Annotated in this window: 20 protein-coding genes; 12 read left to right on the top strand and 8 right to left on the bottom strand. The window is 36.8% G+C overall.

The window, feature by feature from the left end; all coding sequences use genetic code 11:
* Positions 1–32 precede the first annotated feature (32 nt).
* From B154_RS0111705 to B154_RS0111725, 4 genes are all read left to right on the top strand, one after another.
* A complete protein-coding gene (locus tag B154_RS0111705) occupies positions 33–332 on the top strand; it encodes a GIY-YIG nuclease family protein (protein WP_018614417.1) in 300 nt (99 codons plus the stop codon).
* 130 nt (positions 333–462) lie between these two features.
* A complete protein-coding gene (locus B154_RS0111710; protein WP_018614418.1) occupies positions 463–2,190 on the top strand; it encodes a family 43 glycosylhydrolase in 1,728 nt (575 codons plus the stop codon).
* Between the two features lie 202 nt (positions 2,191–2,392).
* Positions 2,393–4,552 carry a glucoamylase family protein gene (locus B154_RS0111720; protein WP_018614421.1) on the top strand — a complete coding sequence of 720 codons (2,160 nt, stop codon included), beginning with the start codon at positions 2,393–2,395 and terminating at the stop codon, positions 4,550–4,552.
* A gap of 92 nt (positions 4,553–4,644) precedes the next feature.
* A complete protein-coding gene (locus B154_RS0111725) occupies positions 4,645–5,313 on the top strand; it encodes a GDSL-type esterase/lipase family protein (RefSeq protein WP_018614423.1) in 669 nt (222 codons plus the stop codon).
* Positions 5,314–5,333: 20 nt separating this feature from the next.
* Here the strand turns inward: B154_RS0111725 and B154_RS0111730 are convergent, their stop codons facing one another.
* From B154_RS0111730 to B154_RS0111745, 3 genes are all read right to left on the bottom strand, one after another.
* Positions 5,334–6,515: a hypothetical protein gene (locus B154_RS0111730; protein ID WP_018614425.1), complete on the bottom strand. Its 1,182-nt coding sequence runs from the start codon at positions 6,513–6,515 to the stop codon at positions 5,334–5,336.
* Positions 6,516–6,770: 255 nt separating this feature from the next.
* On the bottom strand, positions 6,771–7,085 hold the full coding sequence (locus B154_RS28390) for a LytTR family transcriptional regulator DNA-binding domain-containing protein (protein WP_157580679.1): 315 nt from the start codon (positions 7,083–7,085) through the stop codon (positions 6,771–6,773).
* A 320-nt stretch (positions 7,086–7,405) separates the two neighbouring features.
* A complete protein-coding gene (locus B154_RS0111745; RefSeq protein WP_018614431.1) occupies positions 7,406–7,816 on the bottom strand; it encodes a hypothetical protein in 411 nt (136 codons plus the stop codon).
* A 368-nt stretch (positions 7,817–8,184) separates the two neighbouring features.
* Between B154_RS0111745 and B154_RS0111750 the strand changes: the two genes are divergently transcribed.
* From B154_RS0111750 to B154_RS0111775, 6 genes are all read left to right on the top strand, one after another.
* A complete protein-coding gene (locus B154_RS0111750) occupies positions 8,185–9,030 on the top strand; it encodes a class I SAM-dependent methyltransferase (protein ID WP_018614433.1) in 846 nt (281 codons plus the stop codon).
* A gap of 214 nt (positions 9,031–9,244) precedes the next feature.
* A complete protein-coding gene (locus B154_RS0111755) occupies positions 9,245–9,820 on the top strand; it encodes a dihydrofolate reductase family protein (protein ID WP_018614435.1) in 576 nt (191 codons plus the stop codon).
* 27 nt (positions 9,821–9,847) lie between these two features.
* Entirely contained in the window at positions 9,848–10,273 is a 426-nt protein-coding gene (locus B154_RS0111760; protein ID WP_018614437.1) for an SRPBCC family protein, read from the top strand.
* 17 nt (positions 10,274–10,290) lie between these two features.
* Entirely contained in the window at positions 10,291–10,980 is a 690-nt protein-coding gene (locus B154_RS0111765; RefSeq protein WP_018614439.1) for a hypothetical protein, read from the top strand.
* A 351-nt stretch (positions 10,981–11,331) separates the two neighbouring features.
* Positions 11,332–12,525 carry a glycoside hydrolase family 172 protein gene (locus B154_RS0111770; protein ID WP_018614441.1) on the top strand — a complete coding sequence of 398 codons (1,194 nt, stop codon included), beginning with the start codon at positions 11,332–11,334 and terminating at the stop codon, positions 12,523–12,525.
* Between the two features lie 127 nt (positions 12,526–12,652).
* Entirely contained in the window at positions 12,653–13,819 is a 1,167-nt protein-coding gene (locus tag B154_RS0111775) for an SAM-dependent methyltransferase (protein ID WP_018614443.1), read from the top strand.
* A gap of 23 nt (positions 13,820–13,842) precedes the next feature.
* Here the strand turns inward: B154_RS0111775 and B154_RS30120 are convergent, their stop codons facing one another.
* The 3 genes from B154_RS30120 to mnmA all read right to left on the bottom strand — a co-directional run bounded on the left by B154_RS30120 (position 13,843) and on the right by mnmA (position 17,886).
* Positions 13,843–15,774, bottom strand: coding sequence for a S8 family peptidase (locus B154_RS30120; RefSeq protein ID WP_083934952.1), 1,932 nt, complete (start codon positions 15,772–15,774; stop codon positions 13,843–13,845).
* Between the two features lie 81 nt (positions 15,775–15,855).
* Entirely contained in the window at positions 15,856–16,608 is a 753-nt protein-coding gene (locus B154_RS0111785) for a hypothetical protein (protein WP_018614445.1), read from the bottom strand.
* Positions 16,609–16,782: 174 nt separating this feature from the next.
* Positions 16,783–17,886, bottom strand: coding sequence for a tRNA 2-thiouridine(34) synthase MnmA (gene mnmA, locus B154_RS0111790; RefSeq protein ID WP_018614447.1), 1,104 nt, complete (start codon positions 17,884–17,886; stop codon positions 16,783–16,785).
* A 235-nt stretch (positions 17,887–18,121) separates the two neighbouring features.
* Here mnmA and B154_RS0111795 point away from each other — a divergent pair, with 235 nt between their 5' ends.
* On the top strand, positions 18,122–18,583 hold the full coding sequence (locus B154_RS0111795) for a single-stranded DNA-binding protein (protein ID WP_018614449.1): 462 nt from the start codon (positions 18,122–18,124) through the stop codon (positions 18,581–18,583).
* A 237-nt stretch (positions 18,584–18,820) separates the two neighbouring features.
* Positions 18,821–20,200, top strand: coding sequence for a phosphoglucosamine mutase (gene glmM, locus B154_RS0111800; protein ID WP_018614450.1), 1,380 nt, complete (start codon positions 18,821–18,823; stop codon positions 20,198–20,200).
* Positions 20,201–20,249: 49 nt separating this feature from the next.
* Here the strand turns inward: glmM and B154_RS30685 are convergent, their stop codons facing one another.
* The gene (locus B154_RS30685) at positions 20,250–22,901 is read right to left on the bottom strand and encodes a PAS domain S-box protein (protein WP_018614452.1); all 2,652 of its coding nucleotides are present in this window, start codon (positions 22,899–22,901) and stop codon (positions 20,250–20,252) included.
* Positions 22,902–23,221: 320 nt separating this feature from the next.
* A complete protein-coding gene (gene ggt, locus B154_RS0111810; RefSeq protein WP_018614453.1) occupies positions 23,222–24,949 on the bottom strand; it encodes a gamma-glutamyltransferase in 1,728 nt (575 codons plus the stop codon).
* Positions 24,950–24,984 lie beyond the last annotated feature (35 nt).

Here is a 24,984-nt window from a genome sequence, read left to right on the forward strand (position 1 = left end):
TAAAAAAAGCAAAAAAAGAAAAAAGCGTTAAAATGAAATACGCCGGATGTATTTATATACTTACAAATAGTCATCACACTGTCCTTTATACCGGAGTTACATCGGATTTAAAGAAAAGAATATTTCAGCATCAAAATAAAGAATTCTCAAACAGCTTTACTTCAAAATACAATTGTGACAAGCTTGTTTATTATGAAAATTTCATTCAAATCGAAGAAGCAATTGCGCGAGAAAAGCAAATTAAAGCCGGAAGCAGAAAAGCAAAAGAGACTTTAATCAATAATTTCAATCCTGAATGGAATGACCTGGGAGAATTGATTAAGAATTGGTAACATTTTTCGGACAAAAAGGTCTACACGTCCTGTTTGATTTCTGTCTAATTTTATGGAGATTGCTTCGTGCCTCGCAATGTCGTAACAGGACCTAAATGTCCTTTCGTAGAAAAGAGAATTATTAAATATTATGGATAAAACCTTCCTTGCTTTTTTTGCCATCTTCTTATCTACTGCCCATAACCTTCATGCGCAGGAAACCCAGATGAGTACCTATTGTAATCCACTCAATCTCGATTACACTTATATGATCTATAATGCTGACAAAAATATATCATATCGCTCGGGGGCAGATCCGGCAGTGGTGAGATTTAAAGATGAATATTATATGTTTGTCACCAGGTCTTTAGGATACTGGCATTCGACCGACTTATTGAACTGGTCTTTTATAACCCCTGAGAAGTGGTACTTCCAGGGTTCTAACGCACCCGCTGCCCACAATTATAAAGACTCTGTTTTATATGTAGCAGGAGACCCGTCTGGATCAATGAGTGTTTTGTACACAGACAATCCTAAAAAGGGAGATTGGAAAGCAGTGCCTTCTATTTTAAATGATCTGCAGGATCCTGATTTGTTTATAGATGATGATGGTAAAGCGTATATGTTTTGGGGCTCATCTAATGTGTACCCTATAAGAGCAAAAGTTTTAGATAAAAATCATCGGTTTAGTGCTTCTGATTCTACTTATCAATTGTTCGGCCTCGATATGAAGAAACATGGCTGGGAACGTTTCGGAGAAAATCATTCTGATACCGTTCTTGGCGGTTACATGGAAGGGGCATGGTTGACTAAACACAATAATAAATACTACATGCAGTATGCTGCTCCAGGTACAGAGTTCAATGTTTATGCAGATGGTGTTTACATGAGTGACTCAGTTCTCGGTCCTTATCATTATGCACCTAATAATCCTGTTTTTTATAAACCTGGCGGATTTTCTAATGGTTCAGGTCATGGTAGCACAGTTGTTGGTCCTGCTGCGCAATACTGGCATTTTGCTTCCGCTGCTGTAAACGTAAATGTTGGTTGGGAACGGCGAATATGTATGTATCCTGCATGGTTTGATAAAGACGGTTTAATGTATTCTAACACTTCATTTGGCGATTATCCTCATTTTGCGCCACCAGTTGCAGGAAAGATGGGACAGTTCACGGGATGGATGTTACTCTCATATAAAAAAGCGGTTAAAGCATCTTCTTTTCTTGATAAGTTCCCAGCGGAAAATATTTCAGATGAAAATGTAAAAACATTTTGGGTAGCACAAAAAAATGACGATAAACAATGGTTAGAGATTGATATGCAGAGACCTGGTAAAGTGTACGCTGTTCAGATCAATTATCATGATTATAAATCTGATTTGTATGGTCGCGTTCCTGATCTTTATCATCGCTATATTGTTGAAGGCTCAGTAGATGGCAAAAGTTGGACTACGTTAGTTGACAGAAGTAATAGTTTTAGAGATGTCCCAAATGATTACGTGGAATTAGGCACACCTTCAACAGTACGATATGTTCGTTATAAAAACATTCATGTCCCAATGTCAAATCTTTCTATTTCCGATTTTCGTGTTTTTGGAATCGGAGAAGGTAAAGCACCATCAGTAGTAAAAAATTTTTCAGTAGTTCGACAAAAAGATCCGCGTGATGCAATGATAACATGGAATGCACATCCAAATTGCCAGGGCTATAATATTCTTTGGGGAATCGCCCCTGACAAGTTGTATAACTCGTGGATGGTGTATAATAAAAACTCTTTATTGCTAAAAAGCCTTACAACGGACCAGCATTATTACTTTGCTATTGAAGCTTTTAATGAAAATGGGGTATCAGCAAGAACGAAGATTATGAGGATTGAATAAAAAGGAAAAATTCAAAAGGAAAAATTCAAAAGGAAAAATTCAAAAGGAAAAATTCAAAAGGAAAAATTCAAAAGGAAAAATTCAAAAGGAAAAANAAAAGGAAAAATTCAAAAGGAAAAATTCAAAAGGAAAAATTCAAAAGGAAAAATTCAAAAGGAAAAATTCAAAAGGAAAAATTCAAAAGGAAAAAATTAAAAATTAGATGTTTAAAAATTTATTGCTTCCATTCTTATTAACAACAGTTGTTCAGGTCTTTTCACAGGAAAAATTTTATGATAATGTCTTGTTTCTAAACAGCAGGATGGATGGTAATTACTTTTATAGCAAGGCTTCTTATACTTCACCTTCGTCCATTAAAAATATCGACAACAAATTACCCGTCAGTGAGGATACTTTTTTTACTCCCGGTAATTCGCTGCAATTAGATTTTGTAAATGGGAAAAATGGATCGTGGAGTGCTAAGATAGATAAGCCTGAATGGCGGGGGCAGGATAAATTGAAAGAAGGTGAAATACTTTCTTTTGCCGTTAACGTTTCATCAGCCACAGACATCTCTAACTTACCTGCAATACAAATAGGGCTTGCCGACAGCACGATCTCACAACCTTTACCTGTTTCCCGGTACTTCGTTATCATTCAGCATGGCAAATGGACGAAAGTACTTATCCCACTAAAAGATTTTGCCGGGATAAAATTGAAAAATTCAGATGATGTAAAAGCAGTAATTTTTTCTCAAAACAGCACTGATGGCAATGAGCATGTAATGTATGTTGATGATATAGAAATAAGGCCTTCGGTATTGCCTGCTTTACGGTCAGACAGGGCTTCAATATCGCTGGCAAACGGATATGCAAAACATGTAGATATTGAGTGGAAGCCGGTAACAGATACATCTGTAAGGTTTATAAAAATTTACCGGTCAGTCGATGGGAAAAACTTTCATCCCGTTGGAGTGCAAATACCGTCTAGTTCAAGATTTGCTGATTTTACACGCGAAACAGGTAAAATCTTTTATTACAGAATTTCTTTGTTAGGTTATGATGATAGAGAAAGCTCTGCATCGCCGGTCGTGTCTGCAAAGACAAGAGCTATGACTGAGCAGGAACTGCTTACAATGGTACAGGAAGCGTGCTTTCGTTATTACTGGGAAGGTGCTGAAGAAAACAGTGGCTTGGCAAAAGAAGATATCCCGGGAAGACATAACATGATTGCCATGGGCGCGTCAGGTTTTGGTATAATGGCTCTGATTGCAGGTACGGAAAGAAAATTTATAACACGGGATGAATCAACTGATAGATTTTTAAAGATCGCAAATTTTTTAGAACGAACAGAAACTTTTCACGGCGCTTTTTCTCATTTTGTTGATGGACCTACAGGCAAAGTTGTTCCTTTTTTTGGAAGTAAGGATAATGGAGGAGATTTGGTAGAAACTTCTTTTTTGATGCAGGGATTGATTGCCGCGAGAGCTTATTTTAATAAGAATAATACTAAAGAAAAAGAGATCAGGGATAAGATAACGGGAATATGGAATAATGTTGAGTGGAGCTGGTACCGAAAAGAGCCGGAAACTAAATTTTTAACCTGGCATTGGTCGCCCGACCAGGGATGGATTTTAAATCACCAGTTGATCGGATGGAACGAAACGATGGTTACCTATCTTTTGGCTATAGCTTCTCCAACACATCCTGTTCCTGCATCATTGTACTATACAGGCTGGGCTAACAGGGATAGTACGGGTCAGCAATATCGTAAAAACTGGGGGCAAACCGACCAGGGTTCTATGTATACAAATGGCAACAGTTACTACGGTATTAAACTCGATGTGGGTGTTTCTAATGGTGGGCCGCTTTTCTTTACTCATTATTCTTACCTGGGTTTTGATCCACACTATCTGACTGATGTTTACACAAATTATTTTAAAAACAATCGAAACATTGCCTTGATCAATCATCGCTATTGTATTGAAAACCCCGGTCATTATATTGGCTACAGCGATAGTTGCTGGGGCCTTACAGCAAGCGACGGTCCTTACCATTATGTTGCTAACGAACCGATTCTAAGAGCAGATAATGGTAAAATTGCTCCGACCGGAGCAATCAGTTCGTTCCCATATACCCCCAAACAATCTATGAAAGCCTTAAGTAACTATTACTACAATTATGGTCATTTCTTATGGGGTGAATATGGTTTCAGAGATGCCTTCAACTTAAGTGAGAATTGGTGTTCGGAGATCTTCATGGGGCTCAACCAAGCGCCAATGGTAGTGATGATAGAAAATTACAGAACGGGTTTACTATGGAAATTATTTATGAGCGACCCGCAGATAAAGAAGGTTGCAAACAAAATCAGGCATAAACAATAGAATACAATAGAATTAGATAAAAACAAGCTAAATCATTTTTCTATCTGTAACCTTGTAAAAGAAGCCTTGTCTTAAACAATAATATTTAATAAATGAAAAAAGTATTCTATTACCTTCCAAGTCTTTTAGTGGCAGTTTTTGCTTTTCAATCGCTTTACTCACAACCGGCTTTTTACAGTGACATACAAAAATTTAAGAAACAGGATAGCGCATCTTTTCCGCCCAAAAATGCTATTTTATTTGTTGGCAGTTCTTCCTTTACAAAGTGGCAGGATGTACAATCTTATTTTCCAAATTATACAATCATAAACAGGGGTTTTGGAGGTTCAACGTTACCGGATGTAATACGATATGCAAAGGATGTTATCACACCTTATCACCCTAAAGAAGTTGTGATTTACTGTGGCGATAACGATCTTGCATTGTCAGGTACAATTACGCCTCAAATTGTTCTCAATCGTTTTAAAACCCTTTTTCACATTATCAGATCAAATTTGCCAAAAGCAAACATTGCTTTTGTTTCTATTAAGCCAAGCCCAAGCCGCAAGCAATTAATGGTGAAAATGGAGCAAACAAACAGGTTGGTAAAATCATTTCTAAAAAAACAAAAAAATACTTCTTTTATTGACGTTTACCATCCGATGCTGATGCCAGATGGAAAGCCTATTCCTCAAATTTTTATTGAAGACAGCCTTCACATGAATGAAAAAGGGTATGCCATTTGGAAAAAGGCAATTCAGCCATATCTGATAAAGAAATAAAGATGCACGATGGTATCTAATCACTTCTGTTCCTTTGCCTTTTGTATCACAACTGCAAAGGCATTCACAATTTCGGTTGGCGTAAAAGGGCAAAAGCCGTAGCGATCAACTGGCATACCAGTAAGTAATGCGCTTTTGCCTTGCTCGATCACTTTATGCTCGTACATCGTAAAATTATAAAAAGGTACAACGGGATCAAGGGTAGCACTCATTTGTACAAGCGGCGCCTTTATATCACCAGTGGTCTGGTAGTACCTTTCAACGTTTTCCCGAGCAATTTTATCTGCAATGAAACGTTGTACTCCTAAATTGAGTTTAAAATCTTCCTTAAAGCTGCCGGTACCCCAATATACCTTTGTATAATTGCCATATGGTTGCCCCTTTAGTTTTTGCCTTATATCAGTGGTAAAAAAGGTATGGTGAAAAAGCACAAGCTGAAAGGTTTGTTCTATTGAGCTGGTATTTCCGGCGATGTAAGGAGCATTGGCAATATTAAGAAGTTTTAATGCAGCGGCGGGTTTTTGCCTGATAGCCTTTAAGATGGCGGGGACATATGTAGTTGTCCAGTTGCGCCCGAGTTTTTCAGGAATATGTATCGCATCTCCAGGAAGAACATTGGGGAAGAAATAATCAAAGAGTACTCTAAAGTCACCCCAATAATTTAATCGTTTTTGAAAATCACCAATTGGGGCACACATACACAAACCACCATCGGCAACTTTGGGATACCTTTCAAGGAGTAAGGCGACAGCAAGCCCGCCAAAACCTGCACTTGAAAAATAGATGTACTTAGGCTCTCCATATTTTTTAATAAATCGATTTTGTAAGTCTATGATATTGATAATATCTGATTGTATTGAGAAGCCCTTTTCGCTATAACTGGTCATGGCCCAGGCATACCCTTTACTGGTGTAGAGAGGAATAAAAGGAGCTACTTCGTCGGGAAGGTGCAAAGGTTCGAATGAAGAAGCGTTTCCGGTAGCAAAAATTATCAACTCTCCATTCCAGTTAGCCGGTTTGCAAATCTCAATTATTTCCCCGGTTTTCAAGGTGTCAATCGTACAAATTTCGCCGGTGGCTCTTCCTTCTGTTTTTGCTTTCTCTATCTCCACCGATTTGTTAAAATCAGTGGAGATTAATTCTTTCTTACAGCCCACTGTCAAAAGGGAAAAAAACAACAGTAATAAGCAATGATTTCTCATGACCTTACTATTTAAAGGTTAAAAAGCGATGGAATACAGCGGAAAATGAAAGCTTAAATAATGTTATTGGCTCTAAGCTCGTTATGGATAGCAAGTATTTAAAGTAAAAAATAGCCGTTATATTTTTTTTATTGGCCTTTTTTAATCTTTTCTAAAAATAAACAGTGAAAGCAGTACTTACAAGTGAAATAACGTGAACAAGCGCAGCAAAAAACGTAAAGACAGGTAAAAGTGCGTGAAACTGAAAGCAAGTTTTCATTTGCCAATGTTTTTAAAAGTAGCCAGTGAAATGGCATGTTTAAGTTTTATTGAAACTTTAAAATCAAATTCAAAAGACTGTTGATTATAATTACCCCCTGATAGTCTGTCGACGTTTACTGCACAAAAACGACCAAGACGAATAAATTGGTTTTGAGGAAGCTGCGATAAAAAGTCCTTTAAGGTATCATATCGCATTGTTCTTTTTATTTTATCGTCGTAAGCTAAATACACGTTTACCAAATGATCGCAGCTCTCTATCATGATTATATCGTTCGCCCTCGCATAAATGTATTCTCCGTTTTTTACCACTAGACGGAAAAGGTTAGGTGTAACTGGAATGCGAGCAGACCGCGGAAACGATAGTTGTTCGGTTTGTGTTTTAATATTATACCCTGTTATCCTATTTGTAGTTAATTCGTTACTTTCAGTTTTGCTAAGATTCCTTCATTCGTCCATTTATTTCCATCAACTACCACTCCAAGTTATATTGAATATTTTAAAGTTGCAACACCTTAAAGGTTTATTTCTAATAATTATTGCACCTGCTTTTTTAATATATGTCTAACAGTACTCATTTTACAAATCCCCCCAGAACACGTACAAAGATGAAAAGAAATGGGTTTGTTGACTCAGATCAGACTCTCAATTATAATTTCTTCGCCTGTTAAATCGTAATATAAATTTTGAAGTTGATGTAAATACTGTAATCTTTTTACTGGTATTCTCTGCCCTTCATACAGCACAAGTATTGTTGGCGAAATTTGCAAACCGCTTAGTTTATCATCTTGCTCTATAGAAATAGTAAAATCACCAAAAAACTTACAATTTATCAGGATCTGAGGTGTTAGCTCTATAGGGTCAATACTTTCAGCATAAACAGGCTCTTGCGTACCCTCTGTTTCTACCCATACTCCACCTTTTCCTAAGTCAGGAATATCACGACCTAAGAAAGCAATTTTCGCATAGACATCCATTCCTGTTAGAGGCTGTTCTTTTACTTTTACGATATTCCCTAACCGAAGTTCTTTTAGCGGTATCATACTGCAAGGTAAATATTCCTTTCTTTTTGTCACCGTTGTGGGTAATCTTACACTTTATCTTTTCCAAATAAATAGAAATACTATTTTAGAAAAAAGCCCTTATTTTATTTAATAGTACCCCCATTATTTTATTTCCAATTCCTACACTTATACCTTATCGGCTAAGTAACCAATCTAATGTTTCCTGCTTACTCTTGTAAAAGAAAAATATTAAAAGTATATTACGTCAGGCTTATACCGGCAATTTAAAAAAGCGAACAAGAGTAATTATTAATTGCAATCTTTTTAGGAGTCAAAGCGAGACCTACATTTTAAAAATTGCTTAAAGGTTTTATTTCAAATCATGTAGATAAACCAAAATTAAAGTTATGGAAACACAACTTGAACAAATTCGGGAACAGCAAAAAGAAACGTGGAACAAGTTTTCCCCCGGCTGGAGAAAATGGGATGATTTTACTATGGAATTTTTAAAACCTATGGGGGATGAAATTATTCGCTGCCTCAATCTAAAAGATACAGATGTAGTTCTTGATGTTGCTTCAGGAACCGGAGAACCCGGACTAGCGATAGCGAAAATCGTTAAAAACGGCAAAGTGGTGATTACCGACCTTGCAGAAGGTATGCTGGAAATAGCGCGTGACAATGCAGCAAAAAAAGGTATTACCAATTTTGAAACTGTTGCCTGCGATGTTTGTGAATTACCATTTGATGACGAAACTTTTGATGCAGTAAGCTGCCGCTTTGGCTTTATGTTTTTTCCTGATATGCTTACAGCCGCAAAAGAAATGGCTCGGGTACTTAAGCCTGGAGGAAAAATGGCAGCATCAGTATGGGGAGCCGCTGATAAAAATTTTTGGGTTACAGCTACCATGATCACTCTCAATAAAAATATGCAATTACCAACTCCGCCGCCGGGCGCTCCGGGTATGTTTCGTTGTGGCAATCCTGGTTTTTTAGCAGATAAATTTAAGCAGGCGGGATTAAAAAATGTTTCCGAGAAGGAAATTACCGGCAAGGTATGTTATGGAAGCAACGATAATTATTGGGATTTTATGAACGACGTTGTTGCACCGGTGGTAGCTGCAATGAGTAAAGCCGATGATGCGATGAAAGATAAAATTAAAAAAGAAGTGTATGATTTAGTGAACCAGAAATGCCCTGATAAAAAGGCTGCTATTGACTATGCAGCTGTAGTAGTTTACGGAGAAAAGTAGGTTCTTTTTGAAAGTTTTATTTAACAAGCTGCAAAGGGTAGAACTTTGCGTAACACGATAAAATGAATGGTACTTTAAAAGACTACATTAAAGGAAGGCTTGATTGAAGTCTGGGGTGTTAACAATTGTCGCAATTACCCCTTACAATGTCGCTTCTGTGCCTGCGATAGAAAGCATCAAATTTTTAGTTTTGTATTAAAATAACTGTTGCTATATGAGAAAATTAGTTTTATTGATGCATACATCACTCGATGGGTTTGTTGCCGGACCAAACGGCGAGATGGATTGGATACAAGTTGGCGATGAAATGTTTGATATTGCAGGTGAAAGAACCGGTGAAGCTGACACAGCATTATATGGCCGAGTGACTTATCAAATGATGGAGAATTACTGGCCAACTGCAGCAGACAAACCTGGTGCATCTAAGCACGACAGAGAGCATTCCACCTGGTATAATTCTGTAAGAAAAGTAGTAGTATCAAGAACAATGAAGGATGCCGATATTGCAAATACAAAAATTATTAGTGAAAATATACCCGGTGAAGTTGAAAAGTTAAAACGAGAACCAGGTAAAGATATTCTTATTCTTGGCAGTCCATCGGTTGTTCATAGTTTAATGGAAGATAATTTCATCAATGACTTCTGGCTTTTTGTAAACCCGATTTTGCTTGGGCAAGGTATTCCGTTATTTAAAAACATTAATAACCGCATAAAACTAAACCTGGTATCAAGTAAAGTCTTTACAGGCGGTGTGGTTTGCCTTCACTATACAACACAAACGGGCAAATAATTGTAGGATCAATAAAAATTTTTTAAAATGACAACAACAGAAAAAACGCAGATAACGGTAGAAACAAATGTAAAAGCTCCAATAGAAAAAGCGTGGGAAGTTTTTACTACTCCAGAACATATTACTCATTGGAACAATGCTTCTGATGACTGGTTCACACCAAAAGTAGAAAACGACTTACGGCCGGGCGGAAAGTTTGTTTACCGGATGGAAGCAAAAGATGGAAGCTTTGGTTTTGATTTTGGTGGTACTTATGATGAAGTAAAAACAAATGAACAAATTGCTTATACCCTTGGTGATGGAAGAAAAGTAAAAATAACTTTTATGGGTAACGGGGCTGAAACTAAAGTCGTGGAAATTTTTGAAGCAGAAAGCACAAATCCTATAGAAATGCAGAGAGGTGGATGGCAAGCAATTCTTGACAATTTTAAAAAGTATGCTGAAACAAATTAAAGGAAGTTGATGGTCATATGGAACCTATAGCTGCCACTATATTGGTACTTGTTGTTACTAATCATAATCTCATTCTTGCCGCAGATAGCAGAAAGACAAACCTTTACCCGGGTGGCATAGGTGAAAAGGGGAGTGTCGAAAAGATTTGTCGAACCAATGATTATTATTATGCCGTTGCGGGTCTGCATTCAGACGAAGATGGAAGTTTTAATATGCGGAGCATTTTACATCATTTGCTTCTTGAACAAACAGATTTTGACACAGCAATTAAACGTATTGCGGTTACCCTGACAACAGAGCTAAAAAATTACTTTACCAAGTTAAAAAAGCTAAATTTTGCCCTTTTTAAACAGTTTCAAAAATACAGTTATGCAGGCGGTGAAATCATTATTGCTAAACGAATAAACAGTATACCTACTGCTTGCCTTTTTGATTATAAGATAATTGATGACACAACTATAAATGTTGTAATGAATACAGGAAAAACAGATATAAAAAATATAAAGGGCGGTGAAGAATGTTTTTGGCGGGCAATTGGCAATACTTCTTTCCTTGATAAAAATATGCCGACTGAAGAAGAAATGGCGACAAGCCCGGTAGAAAAAGTAAAATGGATAATAGAGGAGGGAATAAAAAATTATCCGGCCTTCGTGGGTGAACCAATTCGTATTCTTGAAATGACGGAAGCCGGTGAGCAATGGATTTGAAAAGATTATAAAAGCGGTTAAAAGTACCACTAGAGAACCGTTGTATTGAAGCCAACAATGGGAGGAAACCTTCCCTTATATTTATTTGAAAAATATTTTAAACGCCAAAACAATTACCGTTCCTATAGCTAACCATACTAATAACTAGCATGCAGAAAATGAAAATATCCATGTGCAGAATCTGTGGGATGGTATTGAAACGATGGCGGCTGTAATGATGATGGACCCTTCAAACCGGTGAAAGGCTTTTGAATAAACAAAAGTATTATTCTGGGTATTTGTACATTAGGTTACAATTTGCAAAACTTACTATTTTTTGTGCCTCTTTTTAAAAGGTAAAATATAATACCAATGTTTAAAAATATTTTCACCGCTTCATTATTATTAATTTATCTGCAATCACAATCGCAGCAACTGTACGAAATGCAGAAAGGCTTTGAAAGTAAGGTAAGCAGTTTCGAAAATCCAAACGGGAAAAAAGGGCAGGGAGGGAAAACCAATAAAACAGCAAAAGGCAATGCTTTTGAATGGATATATCCGGGGCAATCGAAAGTATTGTTAGACATAAAAGATAAAGGCATTATTCAACGGATATGGCTTACAGTTAACCAAAGTCCTGTTTTGCTTCGTAGCCTTAGGTTACAAATGTTTTGGGATGGTAATTTAAAAGCTGCTGTAGATGTTCCCCTCGGTGATTTTTTTGTTTCTAACCTTGGCCGGCCGGCGGCTTTTCAGTCTTCATTTTTTTCAAGTCCCGAAGGAAGGTCTTTTAACTGTTTTATTCCTATGCCTTTTCGAAAAGGTGCAAGAGTAATCATTACAAATGAATCGATAAAAGATTCGGCGAGGTTGTTCTATGATATCGATTATGTACTTGCACAAAATTTGCCTGAAGATGCTCTTTATTTTCATGTCTATTGGTCAAGACAGATGAATTCAAAACCGGGAGATGATTTTGTAGTATTGCCTAAAGTAAATGGCAAAGGAAGATTTTTGGGAATGAGCGTAGGTGTAAATACAGACTCTGCATACGATAAAACATGGTGGGGAGAAGGTGAGGTAAAAATGTTTTTAGATGGAGATACAAATTACCCGACAATTAATGGTACAGGCACTGAAGATTATGTTGGAACAGGGTGGGGAATGGGCGCATTTTCAAATTTATACCAGGGTGCACCTGTAGCTGATGAGCCTAAACGACAATTCGTTTTTTATCGCTGGCATATTCCTGATGTTATATGGTTTCAAAAAGACATCAAAGTAACGCTGCAGCAAATAGGCGGTGCACCAAAAGATATTGTAAAAGAAAAAATAAACCAGGGTATACAAATGCAACCTGTGACAGTAGATAATGTAAACGGATTCGTGCGATTATTTGATCTGAAAAGTACGCCGGCAATTAACGATGAAAATTTTCCTGAGGGATGGGTAAACTTCTATAGAAATGATGATTATAGTGCAGTAAGTTATTTTTATCTCGATAAATCTTCTAATAATTTACCGGCTCTTCCTGCTATTGGCGTGAGGACTAAAAATGTAAGGTAGAATCGAATCGGCATTTTTTTATCATTATCTGTATTAATGTATATAAACAATATTGCGTTTTCACTCTTAAATGATTATATAAAAAATCTATTGTTTTTATATTTCATGTACTATTGCATGCATTAATATGTCGCGATTTTATTCTTATATAAACACACCTAAAACAATTCTTTCACTGTACACTGGTGACATTCCCTTCAGCGCTTTTCTTAAAAACTTTTTTTCAAAAGAGAAAAAATATGGCTCACGAGACAGGAGAACCATTTCTTCATTGTGCTACTATTATTTTAGAACAGGCCATGCAATAGAAGACAGAGACTTAGAAGAACGAATACTCACAGGCCTCTTTTTATGCACGACTACACCAAACGAAATACTCGAAAATAAAAAACCCGAATGGAATGAAAAAGTAACCTTGCCTCTAGCAGAAAAAATTTCAGTTGCCAAAATTGATGTTGAAAAGATCTTTGCTTTTAATGATGAGTTATCAAAAGATGTAAATGCAAAATTGTTCAATACTTCTTTTCTCATTCAGCCAAAATTATTTGCCAGGGTGCGACCGGGAAAACAACAGGTTGTAAAACAAAAACTTGAAGCTGCTCAAACAAATTTTGAAGAAATTAATAATACCTGTCTTGCTTTTGCAAATGGAACCAAGCTGGAAGCAATTCTTGATATAAATAAAGAAGTAGTTATACAGGACTATAATTCTCAAAGGGTTGGGGAGTTAATGACTGCAACAAATATAAGCGCGCCAGTAAGTGTTTGGGATTGCTGTGCGGCAAGCGGAGGAAAAGCTATTATGGCTTACGATATACTTAGAGACTGTAAACTTACAGTATCTGATGTGCGGCAAACGATCATACAAAATTTACATAAGCGCCTCAAAGATGCGGGGATTAAAGATTATTACGCTTTTGTTACTGACCTTACCAATCATAAAAATCTGCAGTCTGCTTTAAATAATAAAAAGTTTGATTTTATTATTTGTGATGCGCCCTGCAGTGGCTCAGGTACCTGGAGCCGTACTCCCGAGCAACTGCTTTTTTTAAAAAAAGAAGAGATAACAAGATATAGCGATCTTCAAAAAAGTATTTGTGTAAATACAATACCATTTTTAAAAAAGGGTGGTTATTTTTTATACATCACCTGCTCGGTATTTAAAAAAGAAAATGAAGATATTATACATTTTATACAGGATAAATTTTCTCTTACATTGGTAAAAATGGAACTGCTGAAAGGTTATGAAATACAGGCCGATACAATGTTTGCCACACTATTTCAACTCACTTAATCATATGAGTTTTTACAGACAGTTTATTTAATTAAACGAATAATACGTTTTTGATTTTTACTTAAATATTGAAGGTAGTACACTCCTCTTTGCAATTTTGCCACCGTATTAAAGTTAATGGTTCTGATTTCATTTTGCGTTACTGTCGTAGTTACTGTTTCAACGATACTTCCTTTCGCATCTATCAAACGAAAATTAATTTCTCCGGGCTCTGGTGCTTTTAAATAAATTGATAAATAATTTTGAAAAGGATTTGGAACAGCTAGCAACCAATCCTTAGTGAAAATATTTCCTTTCTGTAGAGAAACTGTTTGTACCGTTGTGCTATCAGAATATTTTAGAGTGTAAAAACCAGCAGGCTGATTTGCAAGATTTGTAAATGTATAATTATACATTTCTTCTTTTTCGGTAGTAAAAGTTTGTGAAACAATTGCCTGTCCCGCATTATTGATTAATTCAACTTTAGCTGGTCCGTCTATGCGGCCTATAAATTTTGTGTCAATTTTTTCTGTGAATGGATTTGGGGTTACAAACAACCATTCATTGCCATATAAAGCCACATTTTCATCATGCTTTAGCAATTGGTAAGCTATTCTAAAGTTTGGTAAACCATATCCATATTGGCTATCAGGAGCAGCATACTTATCAGCACTTTTATAAACTGCATCAAGAATTTTCATGTTGTTAAAAGAAGGAAAGGCTTGCCACAGACAAGCTATTAATCCTGCAATATTCGGGTTTGAAAAAGAGGTGCCGTTTCCTGACGCGGGCTGATCATCCAGCCCTGCTATTACAGTACCTGCACCTACAGAAACAATATTCGGCTTTACTTTACCACTATAACCATAACTACTAAAACCTGCTATTTCTCCCGTAGCATTTACTGCGCCTACCGAACACACGCTGTCAACATCCGCGGGAAAAACAATGTACTTCCATTGATGGTCCCCTTCGTTGCCTGCACTGTTGGCTACTATCATTCCCTTTCTTACGGCTATACTTGCTCCAAGAGAAATCATGGTAGTGTTTTTATAAAAATCAGCATATGTGTGATTAAAAGTCGAGTCGTCAAAATCAGAATAACCAAGTGAGGATGAAATCATATCCGCCCCTGCACTGTCTGCAAATTCAGCGCCTACAACCCAATTATGTTCTTCAATAGGATATTCACTTGCAGCATTTTCGGTTCTTATTAGCCAGTAGCTTGCTTTAGGTGCAGTTCCCACCATTTTACCGGGCCAGTTTGCACACAAAATGCTAAGGCAATACATGCCATGAGAATCATCTTCGTTCACACTGTTATCAAATGCAACAAAATCACGCTCTCCTAAAATCTGCCCATTCATTCGTACGCTGTCAAAAGCTGTAATTGTTTTGTATTGCAGAAAACCCGCGTCTAATACAGCGATTTGAACTTTTTCTCCATGAAAACCTTTATTGTGTAAAAATTCGCCGTCGTGTACATGTACCTGGCTATAATTATTCCCATAATCAAAAATGTTTCCTGTCGTTTGTAAAGGGCGATTTGCCCCGGAAATATTTACAGGCAACGGCAACTTTTTAAATTTTTCGATATGCCGGTTATTTATTGGACGATAGCCTATTCCTTTCGCTGACTTTACAAAAGGGAATGCCATAATCTTATTGATGGCATTTTGGTCTGTCGTTTCAATTAAAACCTGGTTTAGCCACTTTGATTCACTTAAGATCTTTACTTTTCCTGCAAGACGAATGCTATCAATAAATCTTTTTGTTAATGGCAGGTCTGTGCTGTCAATACTAATATTGTAACGTTTACGACGGTCGATAGCTCTTTGAGAAAGAAACTGAGAGGGATTTGCTATACTATAAGTATTACTGCCTTTATCTGTTAATTGAATAATGAGTTTTGGATATTGCGCATTTGCACTCAGAATGCAATACACCAAGAAAAATACAAGTAGAGAAATTTTCATTCAATAAATTGTCATCTCAAAGCTACTGAAAAACTAAGGGCAAATACATCTAAACGAGATGCAGTTAGTCCCGTTCGAATTTTAATTATGACTGATAAGCTGCAGTTTCACTCCATAGCTCGCATCCTGGTATTTGGGTGGGGGAGGGTTTCTTTGCCAGTTCCAATATAGGAATTCTTTATAAATAAGCCCTACACCTTTTGCAAATACTTCTATGCCATACGTTCTTATCTGTACTTCTAAATTAGGGTCAAAAGGTCCTTCGGGAGTTGTCTCATCGTGCTGGAAGACAGTAACAGTACTATCATACGTTGTATTTAATACATGATAACTTGAGTCCAAATTTCTGTATTCATATTCCCAATCATCAAGGTAACTAACTGTTGTATTAAATGATTTGGTATCGATAAAAGAATGAGCCAGCCATGAATAGCCTTCCATTATAGGAGCATGTAATTTTAAAAATCTTAAATTATTATCAACATACTCAATCCATTTGTCTGTAGGTGTTGCAAAAAAAGTTGTGGCAAAAGTCCACGGCTGCGATCCGAGAGTATCTCTTGTAAATCTAAAGATACGGTAAGAAAGCCGGCCTTCATTATCTGTAAATGTTGACTCTATCGAATCTTTTGCCTGGTAACTTTTTACTATTAAGGAACTTCCGAATGAAGCAGGCACAGTAGAATCTAACCGGTACAAATAAGTCTTGCCAACAGTGAGGGGAAAATAATTGGTTAATGCAGATGTTTGTAAAGTTTGAGTCTCCTTTTTGCAGCTAAACACGCCAACTAATAGCAATATAATTACAAAGCAAACTGCAAAAGATTTTTTCATTCGTGAATATTCAAACTGTAAGATAAATACTTTCTTTTGTCAGAATTGAAATTTATCTCTGCACGTATTTATGGAATTATTAGAATTTGGAAGGATGTTTTTTATTCCATACAATATAGGCAACATAGAGTTATACATTTTTTAAATTGCTTTCTTCTATGTGCCTATAACTGGTTATATTAAGCCGCTTCTTTGAATAACGCCTCCAGCAATTACATCGTCTCCTTCATAAAAAACGGCGCTTTGACCCGGAGCGATGCCCTTTACATTCTCATAAAAATTAACCCTAAGTCTATTGCTTTCAGGGTACATGTTACATAGACTTCCGCTGTCTTTGTACCTTATTTTGCCAATGGCTTCCATGCCTGGAGTTATTGTATCATATTTTCCCATGTTTAGTTTACCAACCATCATGGTACTTTCATTCAAGTCCTCTGCATCTCCTAAAACGACAGTGTTGGTTTCAGGAATAATTTTAGTTACAAACACAGGTCTTCCCATCGCAATTTCAAGACCTTTTCTTTGACCTATTGTATAAAATGGATAACCCTTGTGTTGACCAAGTATTTTTCCTTCTTTATTTATAAAATTGCCGCCCGCCACTTTTTCTTCAAGGCCGTCAACTTTTCTTTTTAAAAAGCCCCTGTAATCATTATCAGGAACGAAACAAATTTCATAGCTCTCACTTTTCTTGGCGAGTTCGGGATAACCCATATCATGAGCCATTTGCCTTATCTCTGTTTTATGGTAAGTTCCCAAGGGCATAATGGTGCGGCCAAGCAATTCCTGGTCAAGACCCCATAATACGTAACTCTGGTCTTTTGTTGAGTCTTTTCCTTTGCTGATTACATACCTGCCGTTGTCATGTAGGCGAACATTGGCATAGTGCCCTGTTGCTATATATTCGCACCCCAAAGCATTTGCTCTTTTTAGCAACGCCCGCCATTTTATGTGTGTGTTACACATAACACAAGGGTTGGGTGTGCGGCCGGCAAGATATTCATCTACGAAATTTTCTATTACAAATCCACCAAATTCTTCGCGTATATCTAAAACAAAATGCGGAAAACCATGGTGAACAGCGGCAGCACGTGCATCATTGAAACTATCAAGATTGCAGCATCCTGTTTCTTTTTTGCTGCTGCCTGCGCTTGCATAGTCCCACGTTTTCATAGTTATGCCTATCACTTCATACCCCTCGTTATGCAGCATGAGAGCCGTAACGGTACTGTCGATACCGCCACTCATAGCTACCAAAACCTTTCCTTTACGGCTCATTGTAAATAATTTAGCGTGCAAAATTACAATAAACTGTTTTCATTGTAAGCTTGCTATAGGTCACGGATTTGCAATAAATTCTTATTATTAATGTAAAGTTTATTTTATCAGTAACTACATTACGTAATAATTTATCATCTTTCTCGTAATAACCATTATTACGTTCGTTAAGAAGTTTTTTGCTTATTTTGCCTTTTACTCATAAAAATTATATTCAAATAAAAATAAACGCGATATGCTTAAGTTACAAGTTATTGGCAATCTGGCAAAGGATTGTGTAGTGAATAATGTAAACGGTAAAAATGTAATAAACTTTAATGTGGCGCATAATGAGAAATATAAAGATGCCCAGGGCCAGCAAAAAGATAAGACCGTTTGGGTAGATTGTGCTTACTGGACGGATCGTACCGGGATAGCCCCTTATTTAAAAAAAGGTACCCAGGTTTATGCTGAAGGTGTACCAGACGTTCGTACTTATACAACAAACGATGGCAGGCAGGGCGCAACGCTAAGCCTACGTGTAAGCGTAGTGCAGTTATTAGGTGGCCGAGGCGAAAACCAGGGTGCAGAAGGCGGCGGAGCTTCAAACTATCAGGGAGGTCAAGGTTACAATCAGCAAGCATATAACCAGCCATCTTCACCTGCAAGTGTGTCTTCCAGCGATATCACAGAACCGTCGGACGATCTTCCTTTTTAAGCTAAGAAAAAATAGAGGTCAAATTTTTTAGAAGGCTGTCTCAAAAACAAGAGACAGCCTTTTCTTTATCAATAATTAGCAGGCGTACTTGTTTTTTTGTTATAAATATTCACCCTATCAGTCATTATTAGACATTTTTTAAAAAATGTCATTTATAAAAACTGTCGCAGTAATATTGATATCTCTTATTGAAGTAATAAAATTTCTGTTATGTTTGCAAATGATAAAACTAACTGAATGTCGCTTATAAAGAGTATTTCCGGTATACGTGGAACTATTGGAGGGAAACCGGGCAACAACCTAACTCCACTGGATATAGTAAAATTTACTGCAGCATATGGAACATGGCTGATGCAACAGGGAAGTAAAAGAAAAATAGTGGTAGGCCGCGATGGAAGAATAAGTGGTGAAATGGTGCAGGGGTTGGTTGTAAGTACTTTAAATGCATTGGGATTAGATGTTGTAGATGTCGGACTAAGCACCACGCCTACAGTTGAAGTGACAGTGATATCAGAAAATGCAGCTGGAGGAATAATTCTAACCGCCAGTCATAACCCAAAGGAATGGAATGCATTAAAATTACTAAATGATAAAGGAGAATTTATAGACAGCGAAGACGGTGCAACAGTACTGGCTTTGGCTGAAAAGGAAGATTTTACCTTTGCTACGGTTGATAAACTAGGTTCTTACACTAAAAACGACATAGCCCTTCAAAAGCATATTGACGCTATTGTTAATTATCCTTTAGTTGATGTAGAAGCTATTACCAAAAGTAAGTTTAAGATTATTGTTGATGCTATTAACAGCACAGGTGCTATTGCAGTACCGGCTTTATTAAAAGCCCTGGGCGTTAAGGACGTAACTGTATTAAACGATGAGGTAAGCGGCAAATTTGCTCATAATCCTGAACCCTTGCCCCAGCATTTAACCCAGTTATGTAACGAGGTGAACCGCCAAAAAGCCAGTCTTGGTATCGCAGTAGATCCTGACGTGGACAGGCTGTGTTTTGTAAACGAGGACGGATCTTTATTCGGCGAAGAATATACGCTTGTAGCTATCGCAGATTTTGTGTTGCAACAAAGGCCGGGAAATACAGTAAGCAATATGTCGAGCACGAGAGCGCTAAAAGATATAACTGTAAAATACGGTGGAGAATATTTCCCGAGTGCGGTAGGGGAGGTGAACGTGGTAAATAAAATGAAAGCTGTAAACGCAGTTATTGGTGGTGAAGGAAACGGAGGAATTATTCTTCCTGATCTTCACTATGGCAGAGATGCATTAATTGGTATTGCACTTTATCTTACTTATTTAGCCAAAAGTAAGAAAAGCAGCAAGCAGCTTCGTGGTACTTTCCCTGATTATTTTATTAGTAAAAATAAAATTGAACTTGACAAGGCAGTAAACGTTCAATCAATATTTGATAAAATAAAGAAGAAATATAAAAATAATCCTATCAATACAGAAGACGGTTTAAGGATAGAATTTGAAAATGACTGGGTGCATTTAAGAACCAGTAACACTGAGCCTATCATCCGTATTTATGCCGAAAGTAATTTTGAAACTACTGCTGAAAATATTGCCCGTAGAATCATGCACGACATTAAAGAGCACTTGTAAGAATACACGTAAGAGTAATTGTAACGGCAACACAAAAAAGTAGAAATTATTAATTACTGCATTTTAATAATTCTTCTTCATTTTTAACCATTGCATATTGCAAAATTATATTGTATAAATCTTCAGGATTAAAAGGTTTACTTATGTAATCATTCATACCCGCATCGAATGCCTTGTCTTTTATGTCTAACATGGCAGAAGCAGTAAGGGCAATTATGGGAAGATTTGAGTACTTACTATCAGGAAGAGCGCGAATAGCAGCCGCAGTTTCATAACCATCCATATGTGGCATTTGAAGATCCATTAAAACAATATCGTAATCGTTTTTCTGAATAAGTTCAAAAGCTTCTAATCCATTTTTAGCAATATCAAATTCAAAATGCCATTGTTCGAGGAAAAGCTTAATAAGCAGGATGTTTATTTCATTATCTTCTGCCACCAACAATTTTATTTTGGGATGAGATTTTACGTAAGAAGATCTTGTTTTTAAAGATTTCCTGGTATGTTTTGATTTGCTTACGGGGAAAGTTAGCGTAAAATAAAAAGTAGATCCTTTTCCTTCTGTGCTTTTCAACTTTATTTTGCTTCCCAACAATTCAAGTATTCGTTTTGTAATGGTTAGTCCAAGACCTGTACCACCAAACTTTCTTGTAGTGTCTGAATTGCCTTGGGTAAAACTTTCAAAAATCGCATCATATTTTTCATTAGCAATACCAATGCCGGTATCTGAAATTTCAAAATCAATGGTTGCATTGTTCAAATCCTGGTTTTTGATACTGGCTGAAACATTTACCATTCCTTCTTCGGTAAATTTTACGGCATTGCTTATTAAGTTTGTAAAGATCTGGCCGATTCTAACAGGGTCGCCTGTTACCTTTGGCAGGTTTCGGTCAAGAAATAGATTAAATGCAATATTCTTTTCTTCTGCTTTTTGCAGCAGGCTTGCCCGTACATTATTTATCAACTCCTGCAAATCAAAATCTATTTCTTCGAACTCAATTTTGCCGGATTCTATTTTATTATAATCAAGAATATCGTTTATAAGTACGAGAAGATTTTTTGCTGAAAACTGCAGGATTTTAAGATGATCCAACTGGTCGGGGCGGGGATTTTGCTCCATGAGTAAATTTGTAAAACCGATGACAGCATTCATCGGTGTACGTATTTCATGACTCATTACAGACAAAAATTGTGTTTTAGCCTGCGCCGCCATTTCAGCCTGTTCTTTTGCAAGTAACAATTGCTCCTGATCCTGCTTTCTTGCAGAAATATTATTGGTGATAGAAATGTATTTCGACAACTTTCCATGCTCGTCAAAAATGGGTGTTCCATCAATTGCTACCCATATTTTCTCGCCATTCTTATTGTACTGAAGTATTTCTTCTGAAAAAGGTATGTTTTTTAAAAAACTTTCTGACAGTCTTTTTATCACAGTTTTATCCGTTTCTTTTCCAAAGAAAATATTGTCGGGAACTTTCCCAATAACTTCCTCAGGTAAATATCCACTTGATTTTACAAAACTTTCATTAACCCATTCTATTCTCTTTTTATCATCTACAATTATAACTGCAGAAGAAGTTTTACTGGCAACCAGAGAGAGTTTTTCTAACTCGGCCTGGGCTTTTTTCTGATCGGTTATATCCATAAAAAAAACAGCAACGCCATCTTCTCTTTTATACATGTTGTAGCTATAAAAGCCATCTTTTGTTCCGAAACGGTCTTCAAAACGGCAAACTGCTTTCGAAGTATAAACCTCTATATAATTTGTATAAAAGTCCGTTGCATATAAGTTAGGAAAAAGAGTTAAAATGTTTTTTCCTAAAATTTCCTCTTTTTCTTTTCCGATTATTTTCGCTCCAAAGGAATTGATCGAGCTGAAGCAATGATTTTTATCTAAAGAAAAAAAACCTTCTGTAATACTTTCTAAAGTTGTGTCTAATGTAATTGCCTGCTCCCTTACTAATTTGTCAGCTCTTCTCAAAGCGGTATTGTCTTTTGCAATTCCGTGTACACCCCCTAATTTGCCCCAGCTTTTTACCGGGTAAAGTGTGATTGAAAGCTCTTTTACGGTACCACTTTTGGTAACCACTTTTATTTCACCACTTTGGCATTTTCCGGCAAGCGCCCGAATAAAAGCAGCTTTTGCTGAATGAATATCAGAATCCTCAACTATTGAACAAAAATTAGTATCAATCATTTCTTCTTCTGAAAATCCAAAAATCTGTAAGGCACCGGTATTTATGGAGAGAAAATTGCCTGCAGAGCAAAGCGAAAAAACAGCATCGGGATGATTTTCGAATAGTGACTGGTACAGTACCTGGGAATCCCGTTTCAACAATTCTGCCTTTATTTTCTGATTTATCAGTCGCGCATTTATAACTATGCCGTTCACGCTTTCATCATCAAGCATATTTGTTATTGAAAATTCCATCCATCTCCAGCCATTATTTTTAGTGATAAACTTTACTTGTAACTGGCTCACGTGCTCTTCATCAAACCCACCTTTCATTATTTTTTTTGCATATAACTGGTAGTTAGGGTGTAAATAGTCGAAAATGTTTTTTCCCCTGATTTCTTCAGTAGTGTAGCCTACCGCGTTAAATAAAGAGTCACTGGCAAAAAGAAAATTTCCATCAGTGTTTACAATTAAAATGATATCAGAGCTATTTTTTATAATAGCTTTAAAAAATCCTTCTGTCATAATTTCCAGGACAAGATTTTAATTCCGGTTATTAATAGGTATTGAACTTCTAAAAAAATACTCGCTAATATAGAACGCTAATATTTATTTAAATTGCTTATTTGTAAGCAGTTACGGAAATAAAACCTTTTGGGTTAATGCAAAAGCCAATTGGACTAGAGAAGGTTAATATGAATAATAAACGGTTGCAATAGCAGTAAAAGGAGTATCGACTATTGTACTTGCGCGATAAAACGAACAGATCAGTTATAAAGAGTTTTAATAAGATATAGAAAGAACAGATGCAAGAAATGCTTTGGATTTCTTTTTATGGCTGTATTTTAAAATCCGGCTACGGTATCATCTCCTCTAATATCAGCAGAGGCTTCCAGTTTTCCGTCAGTCACTTTTATCAGTTCTACCCGGCCAATAACTACTTCGTAACCTGGTACATTGTATCCTTTTATTGTGTAGCCCATTTTTTTAAGTTCATCAATAATATTTTCCGGAAAACCTTTCTCTACCACAAGTTCATCGGGCAACCATTGGTGGTGAAATTTTGGTTTGTCTACCGCATCGGCTGGCTCCATCTTAAAGTCAATTATATCAACAATTGTCTGAAACACGGAAGTTGGAATAGTGGTACCTCCCGGAGTACCGACAACCATAAAAGGTTTACTATTTTTCAAAACTATGGTTGGAGCCATAGAACTCAACATTCTTTTACCTGGCGCAATTGCATTTGCTTCGCCGCCCACAGCGCCATACATATTTGGTACGCCTGGCTTTGAGCTAAAGTCATCCATTTCATTATTTAAAAAAAATCCTGCGCCTCCAACCACTGTTTTGCTTCCAAAGTTCCCATTTAAAGTTGTGGTAACAGAGGCCATATTGCCCCACTGATCGATAATGCTGATATGAGTTGTCTCTGTGCTTTCAACAACGCCTGCTTTTATACCTGAACTGTTTCCGGCTTTTGTACTATCGTAATCGGCCATTCTTTTAGTTAGATATGTGTCACTTGTTATTTCTTTTAAAGGCACTTTCCAAAAATCAGGATCGCCAAGGTGTTCTGCCCGGTCGGCGTATGCTCTTCTTTCTGCTTCTGTCATTAGCTGTACACTTTTTACCGTTTCAAATCCATAAGAAGCTAAAGGTCTTTTTTCGACCATTTTCAACATTTGCCATAAAAGAACTCCCCCGCTGCTTGGAGGTGGCATACTTACAATTGTGTATCCTTTGTAATCAAATTCAATTGGTTTTCTTTCTTTTGTCTGGTAATTTTTAAGGTCGTCAACGGTGATCAAGCCCTTGCCTCTTTGCATTTCTGCAGCTATTAGCTTTGCAGTTTCTCCTTCATAAAATCCTGCTGCCCCTTTATCTCTTATTCTTTTTAATGTAGTTGCAAGATCTTTTTGCACCACGGTATCACCCTCTTTCCATCCTCCTTCTTTTATAAAAACAGGCACAACAGTATTGTATTTTTTAAAATCGTTTTGTGCATTATTAAATTTAGCAGCTTCAGCTTTTGTTAATGTAAATCCTTTTTCTGCAAGGTCTATCGCTGGTTGTATCAATGTTTTAAACGGAAGTTTTGCGTATTTCATACCGGCAAATAATCCGCTTATCGTTCCCGGAACCCCGCTTGCCAAGTGACCGTATTGCGATAAATTGCTTTGTGCATTTCCTTTGTCATCAAGATACATATCACGGCTTGCTTTTGCCGGCGCTGTTTCCCGATAGTCTAACGAAAAAGTTTTTCCATCTTTTAATCTTCCTACCATAAAACCGCCACCACCTATATTACCTGCACCGGGATATACTACTGCAAGTGCAAGCTGCGTTGCGATAGCTGCATCTATTGCATTACCACCTTTTTTTAAAATTGCTGCGCCTACCTTACTGGCTATTGGGTGAGCACAGGCCACAGCGCCTTTTGAAAAAGTCTTGTCTTTTTGAATGGTATAATGATAAGGATCAACCGCTTTGCCTTTTCCCACTATGCTTTGTGCATATATAAAAAAAGGAAAAAGAAGGATAATTATTGAAGCTGAAAAGGGTTTTCGCATTGCTGCAAATTATAGCATTTCTGCAACGATCGTAT

The organism is Segetibacter koreensis DSM 18137, from assembly GCF_000374045.1.
In the GTDB taxonomy this organism is placed as follows: domain Bacteria; phylum Bacteroidota; class Bacteroidia; order Chitinophagales; family Chitinophagaceae; genus Segetibacter; species Segetibacter koreensis.

Coding starts and splice junctions, on each gene's coding strand:
- B154_RS0111705 (WP_018614417.1), top strand. CDS start 33: ATGAAATACGCCGGATGTATTTATATACTTACAAATAGTCATCACACT.
- B154_RS0111710 (WP_018614418.1), top strand. CDS start 463: ATGGATAAAACCTTCCTTGCTTTTTTTGCCATCTTCTTATCTACTGCC.
- B154_RS0111720 (WP_018614421.1), top strand. CDS start 2,393: ATGTTTAAAAATTTATTGCTTCCATTCTTATTAACAACAGTTGTTCAG.
- B154_RS0111725 (WP_018614423.1), top strand. CDS start 4,645: ATGAAAAAAGTATTCTATTACCTTCCAAGTCTTTTAGTGGCAGTTTTT.
- B154_RS0111730 (WP_018614425.1), bottom strand. CDS start 6,515: ATGAGAAATCATTGCTTATTACTGTTGTTTTTTTCCCTTTTGACAGTG.
- B154_RS0111745 (WP_018614431.1), bottom strand. CDS start 7,816: ATGATACCGCTAAAAGAACTTCGGTTAGGGAATATCGTAAAAGTAAAA.
- B154_RS0111750 (WP_018614433.1), top strand. CDS start 8,185: ATGGAAACACAACTTGAACAAATTCGGGAACAGCAAAAAGAAACGTGG.
- B154_RS0111755 (WP_018614435.1), top strand. CDS start 9,245: ATGAGAAAATTAGTTTTATTGATGCATACATCACTCGATGGGTTTGTT.
- B154_RS0111760 (WP_018614437.1), top strand. CDS start 9,848: ATGACAACAACAGAAAAAACGCAGATAACGGTAGAAACAAATGTAAAA.
- B154_RS0111765 (WP_018614439.1), top strand. CDS start 10,291: ATGGAACCTATAGCTGCCACTATATTGGTACTTGTTGTTACTAATCAT.
- B154_RS0111770 (WP_018614441.1), top strand. CDS start 11,332: ATGTTTAAAAATATTTTCACCGCTTCATTATTATTAATTTATCTGCAA.
- B154_RS0111775 (WP_018614443.1), top strand. CDS start 12,653: ATGTCGCGATTTTATTCTTATATAAACACACCTAAAACAATTCTTTCA.
- B154_RS30120 (WP_083934952.1), bottom strand. CDS start 15,774: ATGAAAATTTCTCTACTTGTATTTTTCTTGGTGTATTGCATTCTGAGT.
- B154_RS0111785 (WP_018614445.1), bottom strand. CDS start 16,608: ATGAAAAAATCTTTTGCAGTTTGCTTTGTAATTATATTGCTATTAGTT.
- mnmA (WP_018614447.1), bottom strand. CDS start 17,886: ATGAGCCGTAAAGGAAAGGTTTTGGTAGCTATGAGTGGCGGTATCGAC.
- B154_RS0111795 (WP_018614449.1), top strand. CDS start 18,122: ATGCTTAAGTTACAAGTTATTGGCAATCTGGCAAAGGATTGTGTAGTG.
- glmM (WP_018614450.1), top strand. CDS start 18,821: ATGTCGCTTATAAAGAGTATTTCCGGTATACGTGGAACTATTGGAGGG.
- B154_RS30685 (WP_018614452.1), bottom strand. CDS start 22,901: ATGACAGAAGGATTTTTTAAAGCTATTATAAAAAATAGCTCTGATATC.
- ggt (WP_018614453.1), bottom strand. CDS start 24,949: ATGCGAAAACCCTTTTCAGCTTCAATAATTATCCTTCTTTTTCCTTTT.